Origin of the sequence: Sphingomonas naphthae (genome assembly GCF_028607085.1) — a bacterium.
In the GTDB taxonomy this organism is placed as follows: Bacteria; Pseudomonadota; Alphaproteobacteria; order Sphingomonadales; family Sphingomonadaceae; genus Sphingomonas_Q; species Sphingomonas_Q naphthae.
The window spans coordinates 23,885-41,299 of the sequence record NZ_CP117411.1 but is presented as its reverse complement, the minus strand read 5'-3'; the positions used below and the strand labels follow the sequence as shown (position 1 = coordinate 41,299).

General features: G+C 69.6%; 17 protein-coding genes. 6 read left to right on the top strand and 11 right to left on the bottom strand.

Annotation, left to right across the window (positions count from 1 at the left end; genetic code table 11):
- Nucleotides 1-135 precede the first annotated feature (135 nt).
- Together PQ455_RS00245 and PQ455_RS00240 are read right to left on the bottom strand one after the other, a co-directional pair.
- Complete coding sequence (locus tag PQ455_RS00245) at nt 136-915, bottom strand: inositol monophosphatase family protein (protein ID WP_273688136.1); 780 nt, start codon at nt 913-915, stop codon at nt 136-138.
- Nucleotides 908-2,254 (bottom strand): TldD/PmbA family protein, encoded by a 1,347-nt coding sequence (locus PQ455_RS00240; RefSeq protein ID WP_273688134.1) that lies wholly within the window; start codon nt 2,252-2,254, stop codon nt 908-910. Before PQ455_RS00240 ends, PQ455_RS00245 begins: the two co-directional genes overlap by 8 nt.
- 105 nt (nt 2,255-2,359) lie before the next feature.
- Between PQ455_RS00240 and PQ455_RS00235 the strand changes: the two genes are divergently transcribed.
- A complete protein-coding gene (locus tag PQ455_RS00235) occupies nt 2,360-2,560 on the top strand; it encodes a hypothetical protein (protein ID WP_273688133.1) in 201 nt (66 codons plus the stop codon).
- Between the two features lie 342 nt (nt 2,561-2,902).
- On the opposite strand, the gene PQ455_RS00230 is transcribed toward PQ455_RS00235, so the two are convergent.
- On the bottom strand, nt 2,903-3,340 hold the full coding sequence (locus PQ455_RS00230; protein WP_273688131.1) for a CoA-binding protein: 438 nt from the start codon (nt 3,338-3,340) through the stop codon (nt 2,903-2,905).
- Nucleotides 3,341-3,378: 38 nt separating this feature from the next.
- The gene (locus tag PQ455_RS00225) at nt 3,379-4,380 is read right to left on the bottom strand and encodes an Mrp/NBP35 family ATP-binding protein (protein WP_273688129.1); all 1,002 of its coding nucleotides are present in this window, start codon (nt 4,378-4,380) and stop codon (nt 3,379-3,381) included.
- A 71-nt stretch (nt 4,381-4,451) separates the two neighbouring features.
- Here PQ455_RS00225 and hflK point away from each other — a divergent pair, with 71 nt between their 5' ends.
- The 4 genes from hflK (at nt 4,452) to PQ455_RS00205 (ending at nt 9,888) form a co-directional block, all read left to right on the top strand.
- A complete protein-coding gene (gene hflK, locus PQ455_RS00220; RefSeq protein ID WP_273688127.1) occupies nt 4,452-5,522 on the top strand; it encodes an FtsH protease activity modulator HflK in 1,071 nt (356 codons plus the stop codon).
- A 62-nt stretch (nt 5,523-5,584) separates the two neighbouring features.
- Nucleotides 5,585-6,388 carry a protease modulator HflC gene (gene hflC / locus PQ455_RS00215; RefSeq protein ID WP_273691456.1) on the top strand — a complete coding sequence of 268 codons (804 nt, stop codon included), beginning with the start codon at nt 5,585-5,587 and terminating at the stop codon, nt 6,386-6,388.
- 121 nt (nt 6,389-6,509) lie between these two features.
- Complete coding sequence (locus PQ455_RS00210; protein ID WP_273688125.1) at nt 6,510-8,066, top strand: Do family serine endopeptidase; 1,557 nt, start codon at nt 6,510-6,512, stop codon at nt 8,064-8,066.
- 199 nt (nt 8,067-8,265) lie between these two features.
- Nucleotides 8,266-9,888, top strand: coding sequence for a helicase HerA-like domain-containing protein (locus tag PQ455_RS00205; protein WP_273688123.1), 1,623 nt, complete (start codon nt 8,266-8,268; stop codon nt 9,886-9,888).
- Here PQ455_RS00205 and PQ455_RS00200 read toward each other — a convergent pair whose 3' ends face one another.
- From PQ455_RS00200 to PQ455_RS00190, 3 genes are all read right to left on the bottom strand, one after another.
- Nucleotides 9,889-10,203: a DMT family transporter gene (locus PQ455_RS00200; protein ID WP_273688121.1), complete on the bottom strand. Its 315-nt coding sequence runs from the start codon at nt 10,201-10,203 to the stop codon at nt 9,889-9,891.
- A 121-nt stretch (nt 10,204-10,324) separates the two neighbouring features.
- Nucleotides 10,325-11,647: a hemolysin family protein gene (locus PQ455_RS00195; protein WP_273688119.1), complete on the bottom strand. Its 1,323-nt coding sequence runs from the start codon at nt 11,645-11,647 to the stop codon at nt 10,325-10,327.
- A 212-nt stretch (nt 11,648-11,859) separates the two neighbouring features.
- The gene (locus PQ455_RS00190; protein ID WP_273688118.1) at nt 11,860-12,159 is read right to left on the bottom strand and encodes a hypothetical protein; all 300 of its coding nucleotides are present in this window, start codon (nt 12,157-12,159) and stop codon (nt 11,860-11,862) included.
- Between the two features lie 283 nt (nt 12,160-12,442).
- Here PQ455_RS00190 and PQ455_RS00185 point away from each other — a divergent pair, with 283 nt between their 5' ends.
- A complete protein-coding gene (locus tag PQ455_RS00185) occupies nt 12,443-12,715 on the top strand; it encodes a hypothetical protein (RefSeq protein ID WP_273688117.1) in 273 nt (90 codons plus the stop codon).
- A gap of 395 nt (nt 12,716-13,110) precedes the next feature.
- Here PQ455_RS00185 and PQ455_RS00180 read toward each other — a convergent pair whose 3' ends face one another.
- The 4 genes from PQ455_RS00180 to PQ455_RS00165 all read right to left on the bottom strand — a co-directional run bounded on the left by PQ455_RS00180 (nt 13,111) and on the right by PQ455_RS00165 (nt 17,415).
- Entirely contained in the window at nt 13,111-14,217 is a 1,107-nt protein-coding gene (locus PQ455_RS00180; RefSeq protein WP_273688116.1) for an OmpA family protein, read from the bottom strand.
- Nucleotides 14,218-14,414: 197 nt separating this feature from the next.
- Nucleotides 14,415-14,855, bottom strand: a complete 441-nt coding sequence (locus PQ455_RS00175) for a DUF2793 domain-containing protein (protein WP_273688115.1) — start codon at nt 14,853-14,855, stop codon at nt 14,415-14,417.
- The gene (locus PQ455_RS00170) at nt 14,852-17,035 is read right to left on the bottom strand and encodes a phage tail protein (RefSeq protein ID WP_273688114.1); all 2,184 of its coding nucleotides are present in this window, start codon (nt 17,033-17,035) and stop codon (nt 14,852-14,854) included. The genes PQ455_RS00175 and PQ455_RS00170 overlap by 4 nt, the downstream gene beginning before the upstream one ends.
- Nucleotides 17,035-17,415: an NlpC/P60 family protein gene (locus PQ455_RS00165; protein ID WP_273688113.1), complete on the bottom strand. Its 381-nt coding sequence runs from the start codon at nt 17,413-17,415 to the stop codon at nt 17,035-17,037. Before PQ455_RS00165 ends, PQ455_RS00170 begins: the two co-directional genes overlap by 1 nt.

Sequence of the window (17,415 nt, the reverse complement as noted above, 5' to 3'; positions counted from 1 at the left end):
GATTGCCGAAAAAACGTGATTTACGGATAGTTCGCACAGATTTTTGGGATGATTGCGCCATTTTGGCGAAAGGCGCGGAGACTTGCTCCGAACTGCCCAGAAGCTCCGCCCGTGTTCCTGCGAAGGCTGACGAGACTACCGAACCCGCGCCGTCCGCGCCCGCGTCGCCAGCCGCGCCACCGCCGCCGCGTGAATGCCCGGCGCCGCGATCAGGACGCCGAAGGCCTCGCCCTTGGTCGAATTGTAACGGATCGGCTGGCCGAGCGCGTCGGTGACCGTCGCGCCCGCCTCGTGCGCGATCAGGGCGGCGGCGGCGATGTCCCATTCGTGGCCCCAGCGCAGCGTGGCGAGCAGGTCCACCTCGCCGCTGGCGACCATGCCGATGCGCAGCGCGATCGAATTGGGGCGGGGGATGGGGACGAGATCGGCGTCGGCCTTGGGCAAGGTGTCGGCGGGGACGCGCGCGCCGGGCAGGTCGGTGCGGGCCGAGCAATGGACGGGCGCGCCATTCAGGGTGGCGCCGCCGCCCCAGCTGGCCGCCCAGCGCTGGCCGCGACCGGGCGCGTCGAGCACGCCCAGCACCGCGCGACCGCCCTCGACCAAGGCGATCGACACCGCCCAGCCATCGCGCCCGCGCAGATAGTCTCGCGTACCGTCGATCGGATCGACCACCCACACGCGCACGCGGGTCAGCCGTTCGGCGCTGTCGGCGGTTTCCTCGGAGAGCCAGCCCGCTTCGGGGTCTATCGCGGCCAAGCGGCGGGCGATGAAGGCGTCCACCTCCAGATCGACGTCGCACACCGGCTGGCCCGGCACCTTCTCCCATCGCCGGAACGCCTCGGTCTGGCGGCGCAGCGCGAGCGCGCCGGCCTCGGCCGCGACGGCGGCCACCGCGGCGAGGCGCGGATCAGGCACCGGCGAGCGTCATCCCGTCCACGCGCAGGGTCGGCACGTCGACCGCCTGGCGGAACACGAGATCGGAAGCGGGCACGAGGGCGGCGAACATATCCTTGAGGTTGCCCGCCACGGTGATCTCGGCGACCGGCTCGGCGATCCGACCATCGCGGATGGCGAAGCCCGAGGCGCCCCGGCTGTAATCGCCGGTGACGCCGTTGACGCCCTGGCCGATCAATTCGGTGACGAGCACGCCCAGCTTCACGTCGGCCATCAATTCCTCGACAGAGGCGGCGCCGGGGGCGAGATAGAGGTTGGTGGCGGACACGCCCGGCGGGCCGCCGACGCCGCGCGTCGCGTGGCCGGTGGGGGCCAGGCCAAGCTGGCGGGCCGAGGCGCTTTCCATCAGCCAGCCGGTCAGCACCCCGTCCGCGATGATGTCGGTGGCGCGGGTGGGCAGCCCCTCGCCGTCGAACGGCTTGGAGCGCAGGCCGCGCGGGCGATGCGGATCGTCGCGCAGGGTGACGCCGGGGGCGAAGATACGCTCGCCCAGCCTGTCGAGCAGGAAGCTGGTGCGCCGCGCGACCGAACTGCCGGTGATCGCACCGATCAGATGGCCGACGAGACTGCCGCCGATCCTCGGATCGAAGAACACCGGCATCGCTCCGCTGGGCAGCTTGCCGGGGTTGAGCCGGCCGACCGCGCGGGCGCCGGCGCGCGCGCCGATCGTCGCGGCATCCTCCAGATCGGCGAGGTGGCGCGCCGAATGATAGGCATAATCGCGCTGCATGGCGGAGCCGGTGCCGGCGATCACGCTGGCCGAACTGCCATAGCCGCTGGTGCGATAGGCGCCGGCGAAGCCGTGGCTGGTCGCGAGCGCCAGGGTGGAGCGGCCGGCCGAAGCGCCCGCCCCCTCGCTGTTGGTGACGCCGGCGACGGCGCGGGCCGCATCCTCGGCGGCCATCGCCCGCTCGCGCAAATCGGCGGGGGCGGGATCGGCGCCGTCGTCGCCATCGACATCGACGGGCGTTCCCCGGAACAACATCTCCTCGGGCGCGAGGCCCGCGTAGGGATCTTCCGGCGCCTCGCGCGCCATGGCGACGGCGCGCTCGACGAGCGCGGTCAGCGCATCGGCCGACAGGTCCGACGAGGAGACGCTGGCCGAGCGGCTACCGACGAACAGGCGCAGGCCGATTTCCTCCCCGTCCGACCGCTCGACATCCTCCAGCGCGCCGAGGCGGACCGAGACCTGGGTGGATTCGGAGCGGACATAGAGGGCATCGGCGGCATCCGCGCCGGCCTTGCGGGCGGCGGCAACGAGATCGGCAACGCGGGACTGGGCTTCGTCGAGTGTGGACATGGCCCGCACTTAGGCACGGACCGCGCGGGATGCGAGGGGAAAGCGGAACCAAGCGGCGGTCGCGGCGCTCTACCCCCGTAACGAACCTTGCGGGGAGATTGGGACATGATCGGGAAAATCATCGGCGCGCTCGTCGGGCGCGAGATCGATCGGCGCGACGGCGAAGGCGGCGCCAAGGGCGCGGTGCTGGGCATCGCGGCGGTGAGCGTGATGCGGCGCCTCGGGCCGCTCGGCCTGCTGGCGGGCGGCGCCTATGTGGCGAAGAAGGCGTATGATCGGCGCAAGGGTGGGCGCACGGCGGGGTGATGGCCCAATCCTCCCCTGCAAGGGGAGGTGGCAGCCCACAGGGCTGACGGAGGGGTATCGCGCTTTCGAGAGCGGGTCACCCCTCCACCATGGGCTGCGCCGACGGTCCCCCTCCCCTTACAGGGGAGGAACTTGCGCGCAGCAAAAAAGCCCCCGGCCCGCTTCCGCGCCGGGGGCTTCCTGTATGGTAAGGGCCCACCGCGTGGAGGCAGCCAGCGCGGTGAGCCCACACGGGGCGCATCGCGAGCGACGCCCCCTGTGTTCAATCCATAATGGTGGTTTGGCCGACCGCGCGCCCGGCGACCAACGAATTGCGCCATATAGACATATCGATAAACTCGATCAGTTTTCCGAAACGATCGGCGGAACGCGCAGGCGGGGGATTTCGATCGCGGGGCAGCGGTTCATCACCACCTTCAGCCCGGCGGCTTCGGCGCGCGCGGCGGCGGCTTCGTTGACGACGCCGATCTGCATCCAGACGGATTTCGCACCGGCGGTGATCGCCTCGTCCACCGCCTCGCCGGCCGCTTCGGAGCGGCGGAAGATATCGACCATGTCGATCGGCTCGCCGATCTGGCTGAGTTCGCGCCAGACATATTCGCCCAGCACATGATCGCCGGTGATCTGCGGATTGACCGGGATCACGCGATAGCCATGGCCTTGCAGCATCGCCATCACGCCATGGCTGGGGCGATTGGGGCGATCGGACGCGCCGACCAAGGCGATGGTGCGGGTTTCGGCGAGAAGGGCGGCGATGTCGGCGTCGGCGGTGAGCGGCATGATATCCTCCGTGTGCCGGCACGCACCGGCTTCGGAAGCTAGAACCGTGGAGAAAGCGAAGGGTTCAGCCAGGCCGCGACGCGCGTCGCCAGATCGGTGAAGGCCGTCGCCTCCGGCCCGTCGCCCGCCGCCGGGGGATCGCCCGCGTCGGACGCGGTGCGGATCGCGATGGCGAGCGGGATGCGGCCGAGGAAGGGCAGGCCCAGCGCCTTGGCCTGTGCCTCCGCCCCGCCCGAACCGAACGGATCGGAGATTTCGCCGCAATGCGGGCAGGCATAGCCCGCCATATTCTCGATCAGGCCGATCACCGGCACGCCGGCCTTCACGAACAGGTCGATCGCGCGGGTCGCGTCGATCAGCGCCAGATCCTGCGGGGTGGAGACGATCACCGCGCCGGCCGGCTTGTGCTTCTGGATCATGCTCAGCTGCACGTCGCCGGTGCCGGGCGGCATGTCCACCACCAGCGTATCCACGCCCATGCCGGCCCAGTCCGCATCGACCAGTTGGCCGAGCGCGCCCGCCGCCATCGGCCCGCGCCACGCGATCGCCTGGCCCCCCGGGACCAGCTGGCCCATCGACAGCATCGGCACGCCATGGCGGGTGGCCACCGGGATCAGCTGCTTGTCGCGCGCCTCGGGCTTCACCCCCTCGGCCGCCATCAGGCGCGGCTGCGAGGGGCCGTAGATATCGGCATCGACCAGCCCCACGTTCAGCCCGAGCCGCTTCAGCGCCACCGCCAGATTGGCCGACACGGTCGATTTGCCGACCCCGCCCTTGCCGCTGGCGACAGCGATGATGCGCCGGCCGGTCTTCTCGGCGGTCTGCATGATCCGCACGTCGCGGATGCCGGGCACGCCCAGCGCCACCGCCCGCGCCGCCTGCTCCAGCGCGCCGCGCTGGGCTTCGTCGAGTCCCGTCACGTCGAGGATCAGATCGGCGATGCCGCCTTTCTCGCGCGGGGTGGCGATGCGGCCGGAGGCGACGAGGCCGCGCCCGGAAAGCGGATCGGGGATCGTGTCGAGGGCGTCTGCGAGGGTCATGCGGCGCCCGATAGGGGCTTTCGGCGGGGGAGGCACTGTTTTTCCCCGCCCGCGCTCCTATAATGACTGTCATGGAACGATCTTCGGGGGCGGGCGACGAGCCCATCGCGGTAATGAACGAAGGCGGCCCCTGGGGCGGCCGGGGCGACGATTCGGACGGCGGCGGCGGCAAGGGCCCGCTCGGCCCGCGCAATCCGTGGAGCCAGCCGCCGCGCAAGCGCCCCGAGGGCGCGCGCGGCCCCGCCGGCCCCAGCGCGATCGACGAACTGCTCCGCAAGGGCCGCGAACGCTTCGGCGGCAATCTGCCGCAGGGCAATGGCAAGCCGGTGTGGATCTGGGGCGTGGTCGTGCTGCTCGCCGTGTGGCTGCTGCTGACCGGCATCCACCGCATCGAGCCGGGCGAGCGCGGCGTCATCACCCGCCTCGGCCGCTATGCCGGCACCTTCCAGCCGGGCATGCAGATGTCCTTCCCCGCGCCGATCGACAAGGTGTCGATCGTGCCGGTCGAGACGATCCGCTCGACCCAGATCGGCTCCGCCGCGCCCGACGCGCAGAATCTGATGGTGACGGGCGACCAGAACATTATCGACCTGGCTTATGCCGTCCGCTGGAACATCCGCGATCCCGAGCGCTATCTGTTCGAGCTGGAGGATCCCGACGGCACCGTGCAGCAGGTGGCCGAAAGCGCCATGCGCGCCGAGATCGCCAAGGTGACCCTGAACGACGCGATCGGCCCGCAGCGCAGCCAGATCGAGGCGATGGTCGCCCAGCGGATGCAGGAAATCCTTGACAGCTATCGATCGGGCATCGCCGTGCGCGGCGTCGCGATCAACCAGGCCGATCCGCCCGCCGCCGTGATGGACGCCTTCAAGGAAGTGTCCGCCGCCCAGCAGGACGCGCAATCCTACATGAACGGCGCCCGCGCCTATGCCCAGCAGCTGCGCGAGAAGGCGGCCGGCGAGTCGGCGGCGTTCGACCGCGTCTACGCGCAATATCGCCTCGCCCCCGAGGTGACCCGGCGCCGCATGTATTATGAAACTATGGAGCGCGTGCTGGCCAAGACCGACAAGACGATCGTCGAGGCGCCCGGCGTGCAATCCTATCTGCCGCTGACCCAGCTGCCGAAGGGAGCCGCCAAGTGAACCCCTTCGCCACCCTCGGCCGCAACGGCATCGCCATCCTCGCGCTGGTGATCGTCGCCCTGATGCTGCTGTTCAGCACGGTCGCGATCGTGCCGGAGACCAAGCAGGCGCTGATCGTGCGTCTCGGCCGGCCGGTGCCGGGCGTCTACAACGCCTACAAGCCCAACGAGGATTATGGCCGCACCGGCGCGGGCCTGATCTTCCGCATCCCCTTCGTCGATACGATCGAATGGGTCGACAAGCGCGTGCTCGATTTCGACATGGATCGCCAGTCGGTCCTGTCGACCGATCAGCTGCGGCTCGAGGTGGATGCCTATGCGCGCTATCGTATCGTCGATCCGCTGCGGATGTTCACCACCGCCCGCACCGAGCGGCGCGTGTCGGAGGCGCTGCGCCCGATCCTCGGCTCGTCGCTGCGCAACGAACTCGGCCGCCGCACCTTCGCGGCGCTGCTGAGCCCGGAACGCGGCCAGCTGATGGACAATATCCAGGTCCGCCTCAACCGGGTCGCCCGCCAATATGGCGCCGAGATCGTCGACGTGCGGATCAAGCGCGCCGATCTGCCCGACGGCACCCCGCTGACCTCCGCGTTCGAGCGGATGCGCGGCGCCCGCCAGCAGGAGGCGCTGACTCTCCGCGCACAGGGTATGCGCGAGGCGCAAGTGACGCGCGCCGATGCCGACGCGGACGCCGCCCGTGTCTATGCCGACGCGTTCAACAAGGACCCGGCCTTCTACGATTTCTACCGCGCGATGCAGTCCTACCGCACCACCTTCGGCACGGACGACGCCAACCCGCGTGGCAGCTCCAACGTGATCCTGTCGCCGGACAATGAATATCTGAAGCAGTTCAAGGGCCAGAACTGACCGAAAGGCCCTTGCGGCGGAACGGCGCCATTCAAACGCCGTTCAGCAGCAAGCCATAGGATTTGACGGTTGCAAGGCCGTCCGGCCGTTGAAGAGAATATCCCCGAAGGAGGTTTGCCCAGTGCGTTACGCCTACGCGATCACGGCCGCATTGTTGGCCGGTGGTGCCACGACCGCCGTGATGCTCCAGGAGCCGGTCTCGGCGCAGGTCGCCCAGAATGCGCCCGGCACCATCCCGGCCGTCACCCCGCGCCCCGGCGCGCCGATGAGCTTCGCCGATCTCGCCGCCAAGCTCCAGCCGGCGGTGGTCAACATCTCCACCACGCAGAAGGTGCAGGTCCGCCAGCAGCAGCAGAACCCCTTCGCCGGCAGCCCGTTCGAGGATTTCTTCAAGCAGTTCGGCGGCCAGGGCGGCGGCGGTGGCCAGGGCGGCGCGCCCGCGACCCGCGAGGCGCAGTCGCTCGGCTCGGGCTTCATCATCTCGCCCGACGGCTATATCGTCACCAACAACCACGTGATCTCGGGCGGGCCGACCAATTTCGGCACGGCGACGGTCTCGTCGATCAAGGTGACCCTGCCCGATCGCAAGGAATATGTCGCCCGCGTCATCGGCAAGGACGTGCAGTCCGATCTGGCGGTGCTGAAGATCGACGCGCAGAACCTGCCCTTCGTCAGCTTCGGCGATTCGACCCGCACCCGCGTCGGCGACTGGATCGTGGCGATCGGCAATCCCTTCGCGCTGGGCGGCACCGTCACGGCGGGCATCGTCTCGGCGATCCACCGCTCGATCGGCAATTCGGGCGCCTATGATCGCTATCTGCAAACCGACGCGGCGATCAATCAGGGCAATTCGGGCGGCCCGATGTTCGACATGGCGGGCAACGTCGTCGGCATCAACACCGCCATCTATTCGCCCACCGGCGGCAATGTCGGCATCGGCTTCGCCATTCCGGCGGAGCAAGCCAAGCCGGTCATCGATCAGTTGATGAAGGGCGGCCGCATCAAGCGCGGCTATCTCGGCGTCGGCATCCAGCCGATGACCGAGGATATCGCCGCCGGCCTGGGTCTCCCCAAGGATCGCGGCGAGATCGTCGCTCGCGTCGAGCCCGGCCAGCCGGCCGAACGCTCGGGCATCCGCCAGGGCGACGTGATCCTGAAGGTCAACGGCAAGGACGTGACGCCCGACGACACGCTCTCCTACATCGTCGCCAACACGGCGATTGGATCGAAGGTGCCGATCGAGCTGATCCGCAACGGCCAGCGCATGACGCTGACCGCCACGGTCGGCGAGCGCCCGCCCGAGGAGCAGCTCGCGGCCGCCGACGGCGACGAGGACAGCGCCGTGCCCGGCGGCGCCAACGCGCCCGCCTCCACCAAGAGCGCGGTCGGCCTGTCGCTCGTCACCGTCACGCCCGAGGTCGCGCGCCAGCTCCAGCTGCCGCCGACGACGCGCGGCGTGGCCATCTCCGACGTGGATGCGTCGAGCGACGCGGCCAACAAGGGGCTCCAGCCGCGCGACGTGATCCTCGCGATCGGCCAGCGCCAGGTGTCGAGCGTGGCCGAGGCGGTCGCCGCGATCGACACGATCAAGCGCGGCGGCCTGAAGAGCGTCCTCCTCCTCGTCCAGCGCGGCACCCGCCCCGCGCAATATATCGGCGTGGACCTGATGGGCCGCTGACGATCCGATCCTCCCCGGCACGGGGACGTGGCAGCCCGCAGGGCTGACGGAGGGGGTGCGTCCCGCAGCGCAGCGCTCGTGGACAGCCCCCTCCACCATGCTTCGCATGGTCCCCCTCCCCGTGCCGGGGAGGATCGATATGGATGTGCCGGCGTAATGACGTTACGCTCGATAGGGCATTGGTGGCAGGGCGGGTGACATGAGCGACGGCATCTTCGTGGGCACCACCGCCAGCGGCGAGCGCGAGACGCTCACCCTGAAGCGCGCCAACCGTCACGGCCTGATCGCGGGCGCCACCGGCACCGGCAAGACCGTCACCCTGCAAGGCATCGTCGAGGGCTTTTCCGCGGTCGGCGTGCCGGTGTTCGTCGCCGACGTGAAGGGCGATCTCTCGGGCCTCGCCATGGCAGGCTCCCCCACCGCGCCGATCCACGCCACGCTCGCCGCGCGCGCCGCCGAGATCGGTGACGGCGACTGGCATTATGCCGACAATCCCGTCGTCTTCTGGGATCTCTACGGCGAGCAGGGCCACCCGATCCGCACCACCGTCTCCGAAATGGGGCCGCTGATGCTGGCGCGGCTGATGAACCTCACCGATGTGCAGGAAGGCGTCCTCACCGTCGCCTTCAAGCTGGCCGACGACGAGGGGCTGCTGCTGCTCGACATGGAGGATCTGCAAGCCCTGCTGGCCCATGTCGCGGGCCGCGCCAGCGAATTGCAGGCGCGCTACGGCAATATCACCAAGGCCAGCGTCGGCACGATCCAGCGCCAGCTGCTCCAGCTGGAATCGCAGGGCGGGGCGCTCTTCTTCGGCGAGCCCGCGCTCGACATCCACGACATGCTGACGCTCGACGACCAGGGGCGCGGCGCGGTCAACATCCTCGCCGCCGACAAATTGATGGCGGCGCCCAAGCTCTATTCCACCTTCCTTCTGTGGCTGCTCTCCGAACTGTTCGAGACCTTGCCCGAGGTGGGCGACCCCGAGAAACCCAAGCTCGTCTTCTTCTTCGACGAAGCCCATCTGCTGTTCGACGACGCGCCCCCGGCGCTGCTCGACAAGATCGAACAGGTCGTGCGGCTGATCCGGTCGAAGGGCGTCGGCGTCTATTTCGTCACCCAGAACCCGATCGACATTCCCGAGGATGTCGCCGGCCAGCTCGGCAACCGGGTGCAGCACGCCCTGCGCGCCTTCACCCCGCGCGATCAGAAAGCGATCCGCGCCGCCGCCGAGACCTTCCGCGCGGGCGATGTGAACGTCGTCACCGCCATCACCGAGCTGAAGGTGGGCGAGGCGCTCGTCTCGCTGCTCCAGGCCGACGGCGCGCCCTCGCCCGTCGCCCGCACGCTCATCAAGGCGCCCGCCTCGCGGGTCGGCCCGCTGACCCCCAAGGAGCGTGCGCTGCTCCGCTCGCTCTCCCCGCTCGACGGCAAGTACGAAACCGCGATCGATCGCGAATCCGCCGCCGAAGTCCTCGCCGCCAAGGCCGGCGACAGCGCCGCCGCCGCGAGCAAGGCGAAGCTGGAAGCCGAAACCGCCAAGGCCCAGGCCGAGGCCGCCAAGGCGCTCGCCCGGCAGGAAGCGCTCGACGAACGCAGCCGCCTCGCCGCGCAGAGGGAAGCCGATCGCGCCGCCGCCGCCCAGGCCCGTGCCGAGGAACGCGCCCGCGTGGCGGCCGCGCGCGAGGCCGCCAAGCCTACGCTCACCGAAAAGATGATCCAGTCCGCCAGCCGCGCCGCCGCCTCGTCGATCGGCCGTCAGGTGGCGGGGCAGCTCGGCAGCCAGCTGGTGCGGGGCATTCTGGGTGGGCTGTTCAAACGCTAATCAGCCGAGCAGCTTCAGCCCCACGATTGATCCGATCAGTACCGCGATCAGCGCCAGCCGCATCGCCGACGCGGGCTCACCGAACCACAGGATTCCGACCATCACGGTGCCGGCCGCGCCCACGCCGGTCCACACCGCATAGGCCGTGCCCAGCGGGATCGTGCGCGAGGCGAACCACACCAGCCCCATCGACATCGCCAGCGAACCCAGGAAGCCGAGCGTCCAGGGGATGTTCCGAAAGCCATCGACGAAGCGCAGGCAGGTGGTGAAGCCCACTTCGAACAGGCCACCGATGAGGAGGAAAAGCCAAGCCATGCGGCGGCCCTAACCCAGCCCCGTCGTCATTGCGAGCGTGAGCGAAGCAATCCAGCCTCTCGACTGGACACTGCCGTTCGAGCGGGATTGCGTCGCTGGCGCTCGCAATCACGAGGGCGAATTACTCCCGCCGCCCCTTGCGCTCGGTGGCCAGCAATTTGTCGATCTTGCGCCCGTCCATGTCGACCACCTCGAAGCGCCATGCGCCGAAGCGGAAGATCTCGCCCACCTTCGGCAGATGACGCAGCACCGACAGCGCGAAGCCCGCGACCGTCGCATAATCGCGATCCTCGGGCAGCGTCAGCCCCAGCCGGTCGGCCAGCACGTCGGCGGGCAGCGATCCCGAGACCAGCCAGCTGCCGTCCTCGCGTTCCACCAGCGGCGGATCGGTATCGTCGTCATTGTCCGACGCGAACACGCCCGCGATCGCCGCGAGCAGGTCGGCCGGCGCCACCAGCCCGTCGAAATGGCCATATTCGTCGTGCACGAACGCCATCGGCACGTCCGCCTCGCGCAGCACCGTCAGCACGTCCATCGCGTCCATCTGGTCGGGCACGATCGGCGCCGGGCGCATCAGCGCGCGCATGTCGAGCGGCCGGCCCTCGATCTGTGCCGCGACGATATCGCGCGCCTGCACCACGCCGATCAGCGCGTCGACCGATCCTTCGGCGACCGGCATCCGGCTGTGCGGCAGCTTGGCCAGCGTCTCGCGCACCGTCGCCTCGTCGGCGTCGGCATCGATCCAGCAGACTTCGGTGCGCGGCGTCATCACCTCGCGCACCGGCCGGTCGGCCAGCCGCACCACGCCCGAGATGATCGCGCGCTCGCTCTCCTCGATCACGCCCGCCGACGAGGCTTCGGCGACCACCAGATGCAGCTCCTCGGCCGTCACCTTATTTTCGGATTCGCGGCTCAGGCCGATCAGGCGGAACATCAGCCCGCTCGATTTATCGAGCAGCCACACGAACGGCAGCGTGATCCGCGCCAGCCATGTCATCGGGATCGCCACCAGCGCCGCGATCGGCTCGGGGCTCCTGAGCGCGATCTGCTTGGGCACCAGCTCGCCGATGATGAGCGTCAGATAGGTCGTCAGCGCGATCACCAGCACGAAGCCGATTTCGGGCGCCGACGCCGCCGGCACGCCCGCCCAGGCCAGCCGCTCGCCCACCGGCCCGCCCAGGCTCGCGCCCGAATAGGCGCCCGCCAGGATGCCGACGAGGGTGATGCCGATCTGCACCGTGGAGAAGAATTTGCCCGGATCCGCCGCCAGCAGCAGCGCCGCCCGCGCCCCCGCCCCGTTCCGCCCACGCCCCATCGCCTCCAGCCGCGGCTTGCGCGCCGAGACGATCGCGAGTTCGGACATCGAGAAGACGCCATTCAGCACGATCAACGCGATGATGATGGCGAGGTCGCCCCAGGGGAAAGGATGCATGGCGTCGGGCATGGCGGCGTCCCTAGCTCTGTAGGGCCTAAGGGCGGGCGATCACAATAAGGAATGCCGCCGCGATATGATTTGGTGGGCGCGGCATCGGCAGGGGGGCGAATTGGCCATCCCGATTACCCGGCGCCCCGGCGAAGGCTGGGGCCGCAGGCGATATGCGCTTCGGATCGGGAGCCGGCCACCGGCACGCATGGTCAAGAAGCGCCACCCATGTCTTAGCCGCGCTCCACCCGACCACGGATCACCGCGACGCTCGCGACCACCAACGCAATGGCATGGACAAGCAACGCCGTGATCAGAAAGCAGAACGCGGCGATCAGGGTGTAGCCTTCGACGCTGTCGCCATCCGGCACATCGGTTGCAAAGAACAGGATGGACGCGCCGACTTGGGCCACCGCAATGGCAGAGGGAATGTATAGCAGGTGCAAGAGCCACCAGCCTTGATGCCGTCTCAGCAAAATCCACACGGCGATAGACAGACCGAGCGGCCCAAGCGTGGCGATCGACCATCCCACTACGCCGAGCGCACCCTGTCCGCCGGATGATTTTGATAGAGGTAAACGCTCGGCTCGATCACCTCACGCGCCACTAACAGCGCAACACATTCGATCGCTGCGCCATATGCGAGCAGGCCGAGCCGATTCATTCGGTCAGCATCACCGCCACGATCGACATTCGCAAGGGGGGAGCGCCACGCTCTCGCAGCGTCCCGATTCCCCGCCGTTGCGATAGATACCGATCTACGCCACGCCTCAACCGACGATTGCCTCGCCGATCTTGGCCAACGATAAAGATGCCATGCGCCAAGACCGTGCCGACGAACTCTACAATCGCGCGGAGGCGATCCTGGATGACGCCGCAATCGGTTTCGGCGAACCGATTCTGTGGCACCTTGCGCTGAGGCGCCACGTCGATGCCATGCTGGCGCTGGCGGACAGGGTTTTCGGGGGCAAGGCCAGCGACCCCTTCTCCGGGCAAGGACTGGAACGAAGGGCTCCGCTTGGGGTCGGCCCGCGCCGCGCAGCATCTGGCCATGCGCTGCTTCAATCGGGGCGATATGGCCGGCTATAGGCTTTGGCTCCATCGCGGGGCGCGATGCGGCGATACCGAAGCCCGTGCCGAACTTCGCCGGTTTGAAATCCGCCTGCCGCATGGCGCGGCCGCCTCGATCGGGCGCGGCCGCCCGTACCGCCCAAGCGACGGGCTTTGGACCGCGAACCACCGGGCCAGCAAGCCGACCAAATATTATCCGCCCAATCCGTTCAGGCCGCGCAGCGAGCAGTAAGCAAGCTTTCTCGTCTGGCATTCTTGCCGGCGGCGGGGACAAACGCCGGCTCAACGACAGGATCATCGCCGACGGCAATCGGACACATACCCCCAAACAGAAAAAGGGCCGGCCTCGCGGCCGACCCTTTCTCTTTGCTGTCGCGGTCCAGCCCCTGTCGCCAGGGGCTGGGATCGCCCTCTTACTGGCCCGAGCCAGCGCCGAAGGTGATTTCCACGCGGCGGTTCTGCGGCTCGCGCACACCGTCGGCGGTTTCGACCAGCGGGCGGCTTTCGCCGAACGCTTCGGTCGAGAGCGCGCTCTCGGGGATGCCCTTGCCAGCCAGGTAGGACTTCACAGAGTCGGCACGACGCTGCGAGAGACCCACGTTGTACTGGTCCGAACCCGACTTGTCGGCGTGGCCGGCGAGAACGACCGAGGCCTGGCCCGTGGTCGCATAAGCCTGCGCGGCGTTGTCGAGGATCGAAGCGGCCTCCGGCGTGATGTTCGACTTATCCCAGTCGAAGAACACGATGAACGGCCCCGGGGTCACCGGCGGGGGCGGCGGCGGCGGCGGCGGCGGGGGAGGCGGCGGCGGCGGCGGGGGAGGCGGCGGCGGCGGCGGAGCAGCCGGTTCGCCGAAGTTGTAGGTCAGCGTGCCGAGCAGGCTGTGCGAGCGGAAGCGCGATTCGAACGCGTTGCCGGCGACCGACACCATCTTCACGTTCGGGACGTTGAAGAAGCGATAGCGGATGCCGAGATCGATGTTCGTCGTGACCGGAACGTTCACGCCGGCGAGGGCCTGCCACGCGAAGCGGGTGTCGCTGTCGCTGAGGAAGGGGTTCGGGCCGGAGAGCTTGTAGTCCGAATACTTGACGCGCGCCACACCGGCACCACCGCCGACGTAGCCCGAGATGCCTTCGTCGCCGAAGTCGAGCAGGCCGTTCAGCATGAAGCTGAGCGCCGAGGTCTTACCGCCGGCGAAGTCATAGACGCCGGCCGGAACCGGGCCAGCGCCCGGGGTCGGCGTAGCCGTCGCCGAGGTGTACTGGTCCATGCGGGTGCGCTTGTAGGCGGTCTCACCCTCGACGCGGAACATGCCGAAGTCGTAGCCGACGTAGCCGCCCACGTCATAGCCATACTTCTGCTTCGCCTTGGCGGCGTTGTTCGTCGTGTTGATGTCGAACGGAATCTTTTCGACGAGAACGGCACCGCCCTCGACACCGACATACCAGGCGCCGTCCTTCGCCAACGCCGGCGAAGCCAGCGCGGTCGAAGCGAGCACGGCCACAATGGCGAGCTTACGCATTTTGATCCCCTTTTCCTTCATGTCCGTCTTAGAACATGGCTTCAAGTAAACAACTGCCCCGTTTTACGCAAGCGCGCAAGGACGTGGTCTGACACCGAAATGGCTTGGCGTGCAAAGAAAAACCCCGTCTCCCCGCTCGGCTGTCGAAGCTGCTCAACCCGCTCATACGCTCCCGGTTTCATGGCGTCGCAAAAAAATTACGAGGGGATCAGGCCCTGTGTCTTTAGGGCAACAAGTATCGCCCCGATCGCGGCCCTGGCTTCGGTATCGATCGTGGTGCCGCCGCCCGTCTCCGGCACGGCGTCACCCACATGCCATGCCGCATGATGGTAACAGGCGCGCAGGCCCGGATCGGTCAGCCAGACGGCCATTCCCGGTTGCGGTGCGGCGAAGCGCCAGCCGCCGCCGGTGAAGCCCGCCAGCGCCCCGGCACGGCCCGCCCACGCGCCCGTCGGCGCGTCGCCCACGATCCAGCATTCGCCGATCGCGGGCCCGGCGGGCGGCGCATCGGCGAAATTCCGCGCATTTGCGTGCAAAAGCAGGTCGATCGTCGCCAAGGCTTCGTTGTGAAAAAGCTCTTTCTGCGCCTGCCCCGCCTGTAGATACGGCAAGTCGAACCGCGTGCTTTGCTCGCTCATCCCATGATCTCCCCGATGTGGATATTGGCCCGTAACGGTGGATCGGAGGGCGCGACGGCGCCCGCCTGCCGCACCGTGATCGCGATCGATCCGCTCGCCCCGTCAGCCGCCCGCTCGGCCGGGCCGTAATTGAACCACGGCGCGGCGGTGTCGATCGCCCGCACCACCGCTCCGCCCACTGCAATCTCCAGCCGATAGGCCTCCGCCTCCTCGCCCAGCGGTGCGTCGGCCCCGTCGATCCACGCCCAGCCGGTCCGGCTGCGCCGGGTCCAGCCGATGCGCAGCACATCGCCGCCGCGATCGATGGCGCGCGGATGCACCGGCGACGGCGGCCGCACCGCCCGCGCGCCAAGGATCGCTTCGGCCACCACCGGCTCGGCATCACCGATGCCGATGGCCTGCACCCGCACCATCGTCCCGATCGCCGCCGCCGACAGCGGGATCGGCAGCAACGCCCCGCTCTCGATCAGGGTGAAGCGATCGCCCACGGCATGGCCGGCCACCGCCGCCTCGCTCCCCCGCCGCCCGCGCAGCAGCCGGCCGATCCGCCAGCGGCGCGGGCCGATCTGCACCGCCTCGCCGAACTGGATCAACTCCTCGCCCAGCATCGCGCTATTCGCCCCGCCGATCAGCGCCGCATCGCTCGCCCCCGCCAGCGCCATCCCCTCATGCGCCAGATCAATCTCGACGCTGTTGGCACAATCGAACAGCGCCGGATCGCCTTCGCCCAGCGCGCTCACCGCGACACCCAGCACCGCCGGCGCGGCGGTCTCCCCGATCGCCGACCAGCTCGCGCCGCCGTCCAGGCTCAGGCTCACCACCGCCCGTCGCCACCCCGCGCCACCCGCCGCCGCCAGCCACAGCCGGGGCGTCGCGTCCGCCGCACCCTCGATCGGCGGCAGGTCGAGCAGATGCAGGATCGTCGCCCCCGCCACCCCATCCGGTGCGCCCGCCGCCCGCCCCGCCACCGCCGGCGGCGTCGCGGCGACACCCTCCACCGCGCGCACCAGCGCCAGCTCCACCGCCCCGGCGTCGATCGTCGTGCCGCGCACCGCCCAGACGCCGTCGTCTCCCGGCAGGCTCAGCCGCATCCCCGGCCCCAGCGCCAGCCGGTGCCACGGCAGCCGCAAGGTCGCCGTCGTCCGCTCGGTCCAGGCGCGCGCCAGCCCCGCCTCGGCCAGCCGCCGCGCGTCGCCCGCCGCCAGCGCCGCCGCCAGCTCGATCCGCCGCCCGCGCAACGCCGGCCCGCCGCGCCGCGCGCGTTGCAGCCCCGCCTGATAATCGCGAGCCGGATCATAATAAAAGATCGCCACCTCGTCGGGCAGCGATCCCGCCGCGACCCGCTCGATCGCCCGCCGCGCCTCGCCGACGCCCAGTTCCTCCTCGCCGATCGCCACCGGCGCGCCCGCCGCAGCCGCGAGCCGCAGCACCGCGCCATCGTCCACCACCGATACCGGGCAGGCCGCCGCCAGCGCCTCGATCGCGCCGCGCACGCTGTCGCCGCTTGCCGCATAGCCCGCCAGCGCCTCGCCGCCCTCGCCCGCGACGCCCTCGCCCGCCAGCGCCGCCGCCACCGCGCCCACCGTCACCGGCGCGGCATCGGCCTCTACCTCGAAGGTGAGCGAGGGGATGCGGTTGCCATAATCCGCCAGCGCCAGATGCTCGAAAACCGCATAGGCGATCCCGCGATGCGCCGGGCAGGCATCCACCCCCTCCACCGCCGCGATCAGCGGATCGGCCGCCTGATCCTCGCCACCAAGATACAGCCGGAACCCCGTCTCGCTCTTCCAGTCGCCCGCCGCCCCGCGCAGCAATTTCCCGTCCGCCCAGATGCGATGCACCGCCCGGATCGGCCGCGCCGACAGCGCCACCGCGAAGCTCGCCGAATAGCTATAGGCCGTCGCCTTCCCGCCCGCCTTGCCGCCGCCGACGCTCTCGCGCGTCTCCTGCAATTCCGTCGCCCAGATCACCGTACCGGCCACCCGCAGAGTGCCGAACAGCTTGGGCAAAGGTATGCCATAGGCCGATGTCTGCACCTTCAGGTCGGTCAGCCGCGCCCCCTCGCGCCGGCCGCCACCCAGCACCCGCCGATCGACCTGTTGCCCGACCAGCGCCCCGATCGCGCCGCCGATCGGCCCGCCGACCGCGCTGCCCGCCGCCGTCAGCACCAAAGTCGCCATCAGCCCGCCTCCGCCCATGCGCCAAGCAGCGGCCACGCCGGCCGCCCCGGCACCTCCACCACCCGCCGCAATTTCGCATCGGCATGGACGAAGCCCGCGCCCGTCCCGACCGCCAGATGCAATTGCCCCGCGCCGCAATCGAGCAGCAGCAGATCGCCCGCCGCGTCGCCCCCGGCCGCCACCAGCCCCGCGCGCCCGATCGCCGCCGCCACCGCCGGGGCCGATCCGCCGCGCACCGCATAATCCGCCGGCAGCCCGGTCCGCGCGAAGGCGATCCCCACCAGCCCGACGCAATCCAGCCCGAACGCCGGATCGCGCCCATGCACGCGAAAGCGCGCCCCGACGCACCCCCGCGCCCGCGCCACCACATCGCCCCGCAT

Excerpts from the sequence above, each read along its gene's own strand:
- PQ455_RS00235 (WP_273688133.1), top strand. The coding sequence starts at position 2,360 with ATGATCGGGAAAATCATCGGCGCGCTCGTCGGGCGCGAGATCGATCGG.
- PQ455_RS00165 (WP_273688113.1), bottom strand. The coding sequence starts at position 17,415 with ATGCGGGGCGATGTGGTGGCGCGGGCGCGGGGGTGCGTCGGGGCGCGC.
- PQ455_RS00230 (WP_273688131.1), bottom strand. The coding sequence starts at position 3,340 with ATGCCGCTCACCGCCGACGCCGACATCGCCGCCCTTCTCGCCGAAACC.
- PQ455_RS00225 (WP_273688129.1), bottom strand. The coding sequence starts at position 4,380 with ATGACCCTCGCAGACGCCCTCGACACGATCCCCGATCCGCTTTCCGGG.
- PQ455_RS00205 (WP_273688123.1), top strand. The coding sequence starts at position 8,266 with ATGAGCGACGGCATCTTCGTGGGCACCACCGCCAGCGGCGAGCGCGAG.
- PQ455_RS00170 (WP_273688114.1), bottom strand. The coding sequence starts at position 17,035 with ATGGCGACTTTGGTGCTGACGGCGGCGGGCAGCGCGGTCGGCGGGCCG.
- PQ455_RS00175 (WP_273688115.1), bottom strand. The coding sequence starts at position 14,855 with ATGAGCGAGCAAAGCACGCGGTTCGACTTGCCGTATCTACAGGCGGGG.
- hflK (WP_273688127.1), top strand. The coding sequence starts at position 4,452 with ATGGAACGATCTTCGGGGGCGGGCGACGAGCCCATCGCGGTAATGAAC.
- PQ455_RS00195 (WP_273688119.1), bottom strand. The coding sequence starts at position 11,647 with ATGCCCGACGCCATGCATCCTTTCCCCTGGGGCGACCTCGCCATCATC.
- PQ455_RS00200 (WP_273688121.1), bottom strand. The coding sequence starts at position 10,203 with ATGGCTTGGCTTTTCCTCCTCATCGGTGGCCTGTTCGAAGTGGGCTTC.
- PQ455_RS00180 (WP_273688116.1), bottom strand. The coding sequence starts at position 14,217 with ATGCGTAAGCTCGCCATTGTGGCCGTGCTCGCTTCGACCGCGCTGGCT.
- PQ455_RS00240 (WP_273688134.1), bottom strand. The coding sequence starts at position 2,254 with ATGTCCACACTCGACGAAGCCCAGTCCCGCGTTGCCGATCTCGTTGCC.
- hflC (WP_273691456.1), top strand. The coding sequence starts at position 5,585 with ATGCTGCTGTTCAGCACGGTCGCGATCGTGCCGGAGACCAAGCAGGCG.
- PQ455_RS00185 (WP_273688117.1), top strand. The coding sequence starts at position 12,443 with ATGCGCCAAGACCGTGCCGACGAACTCTACAATCGCGCGGAGGCGATC.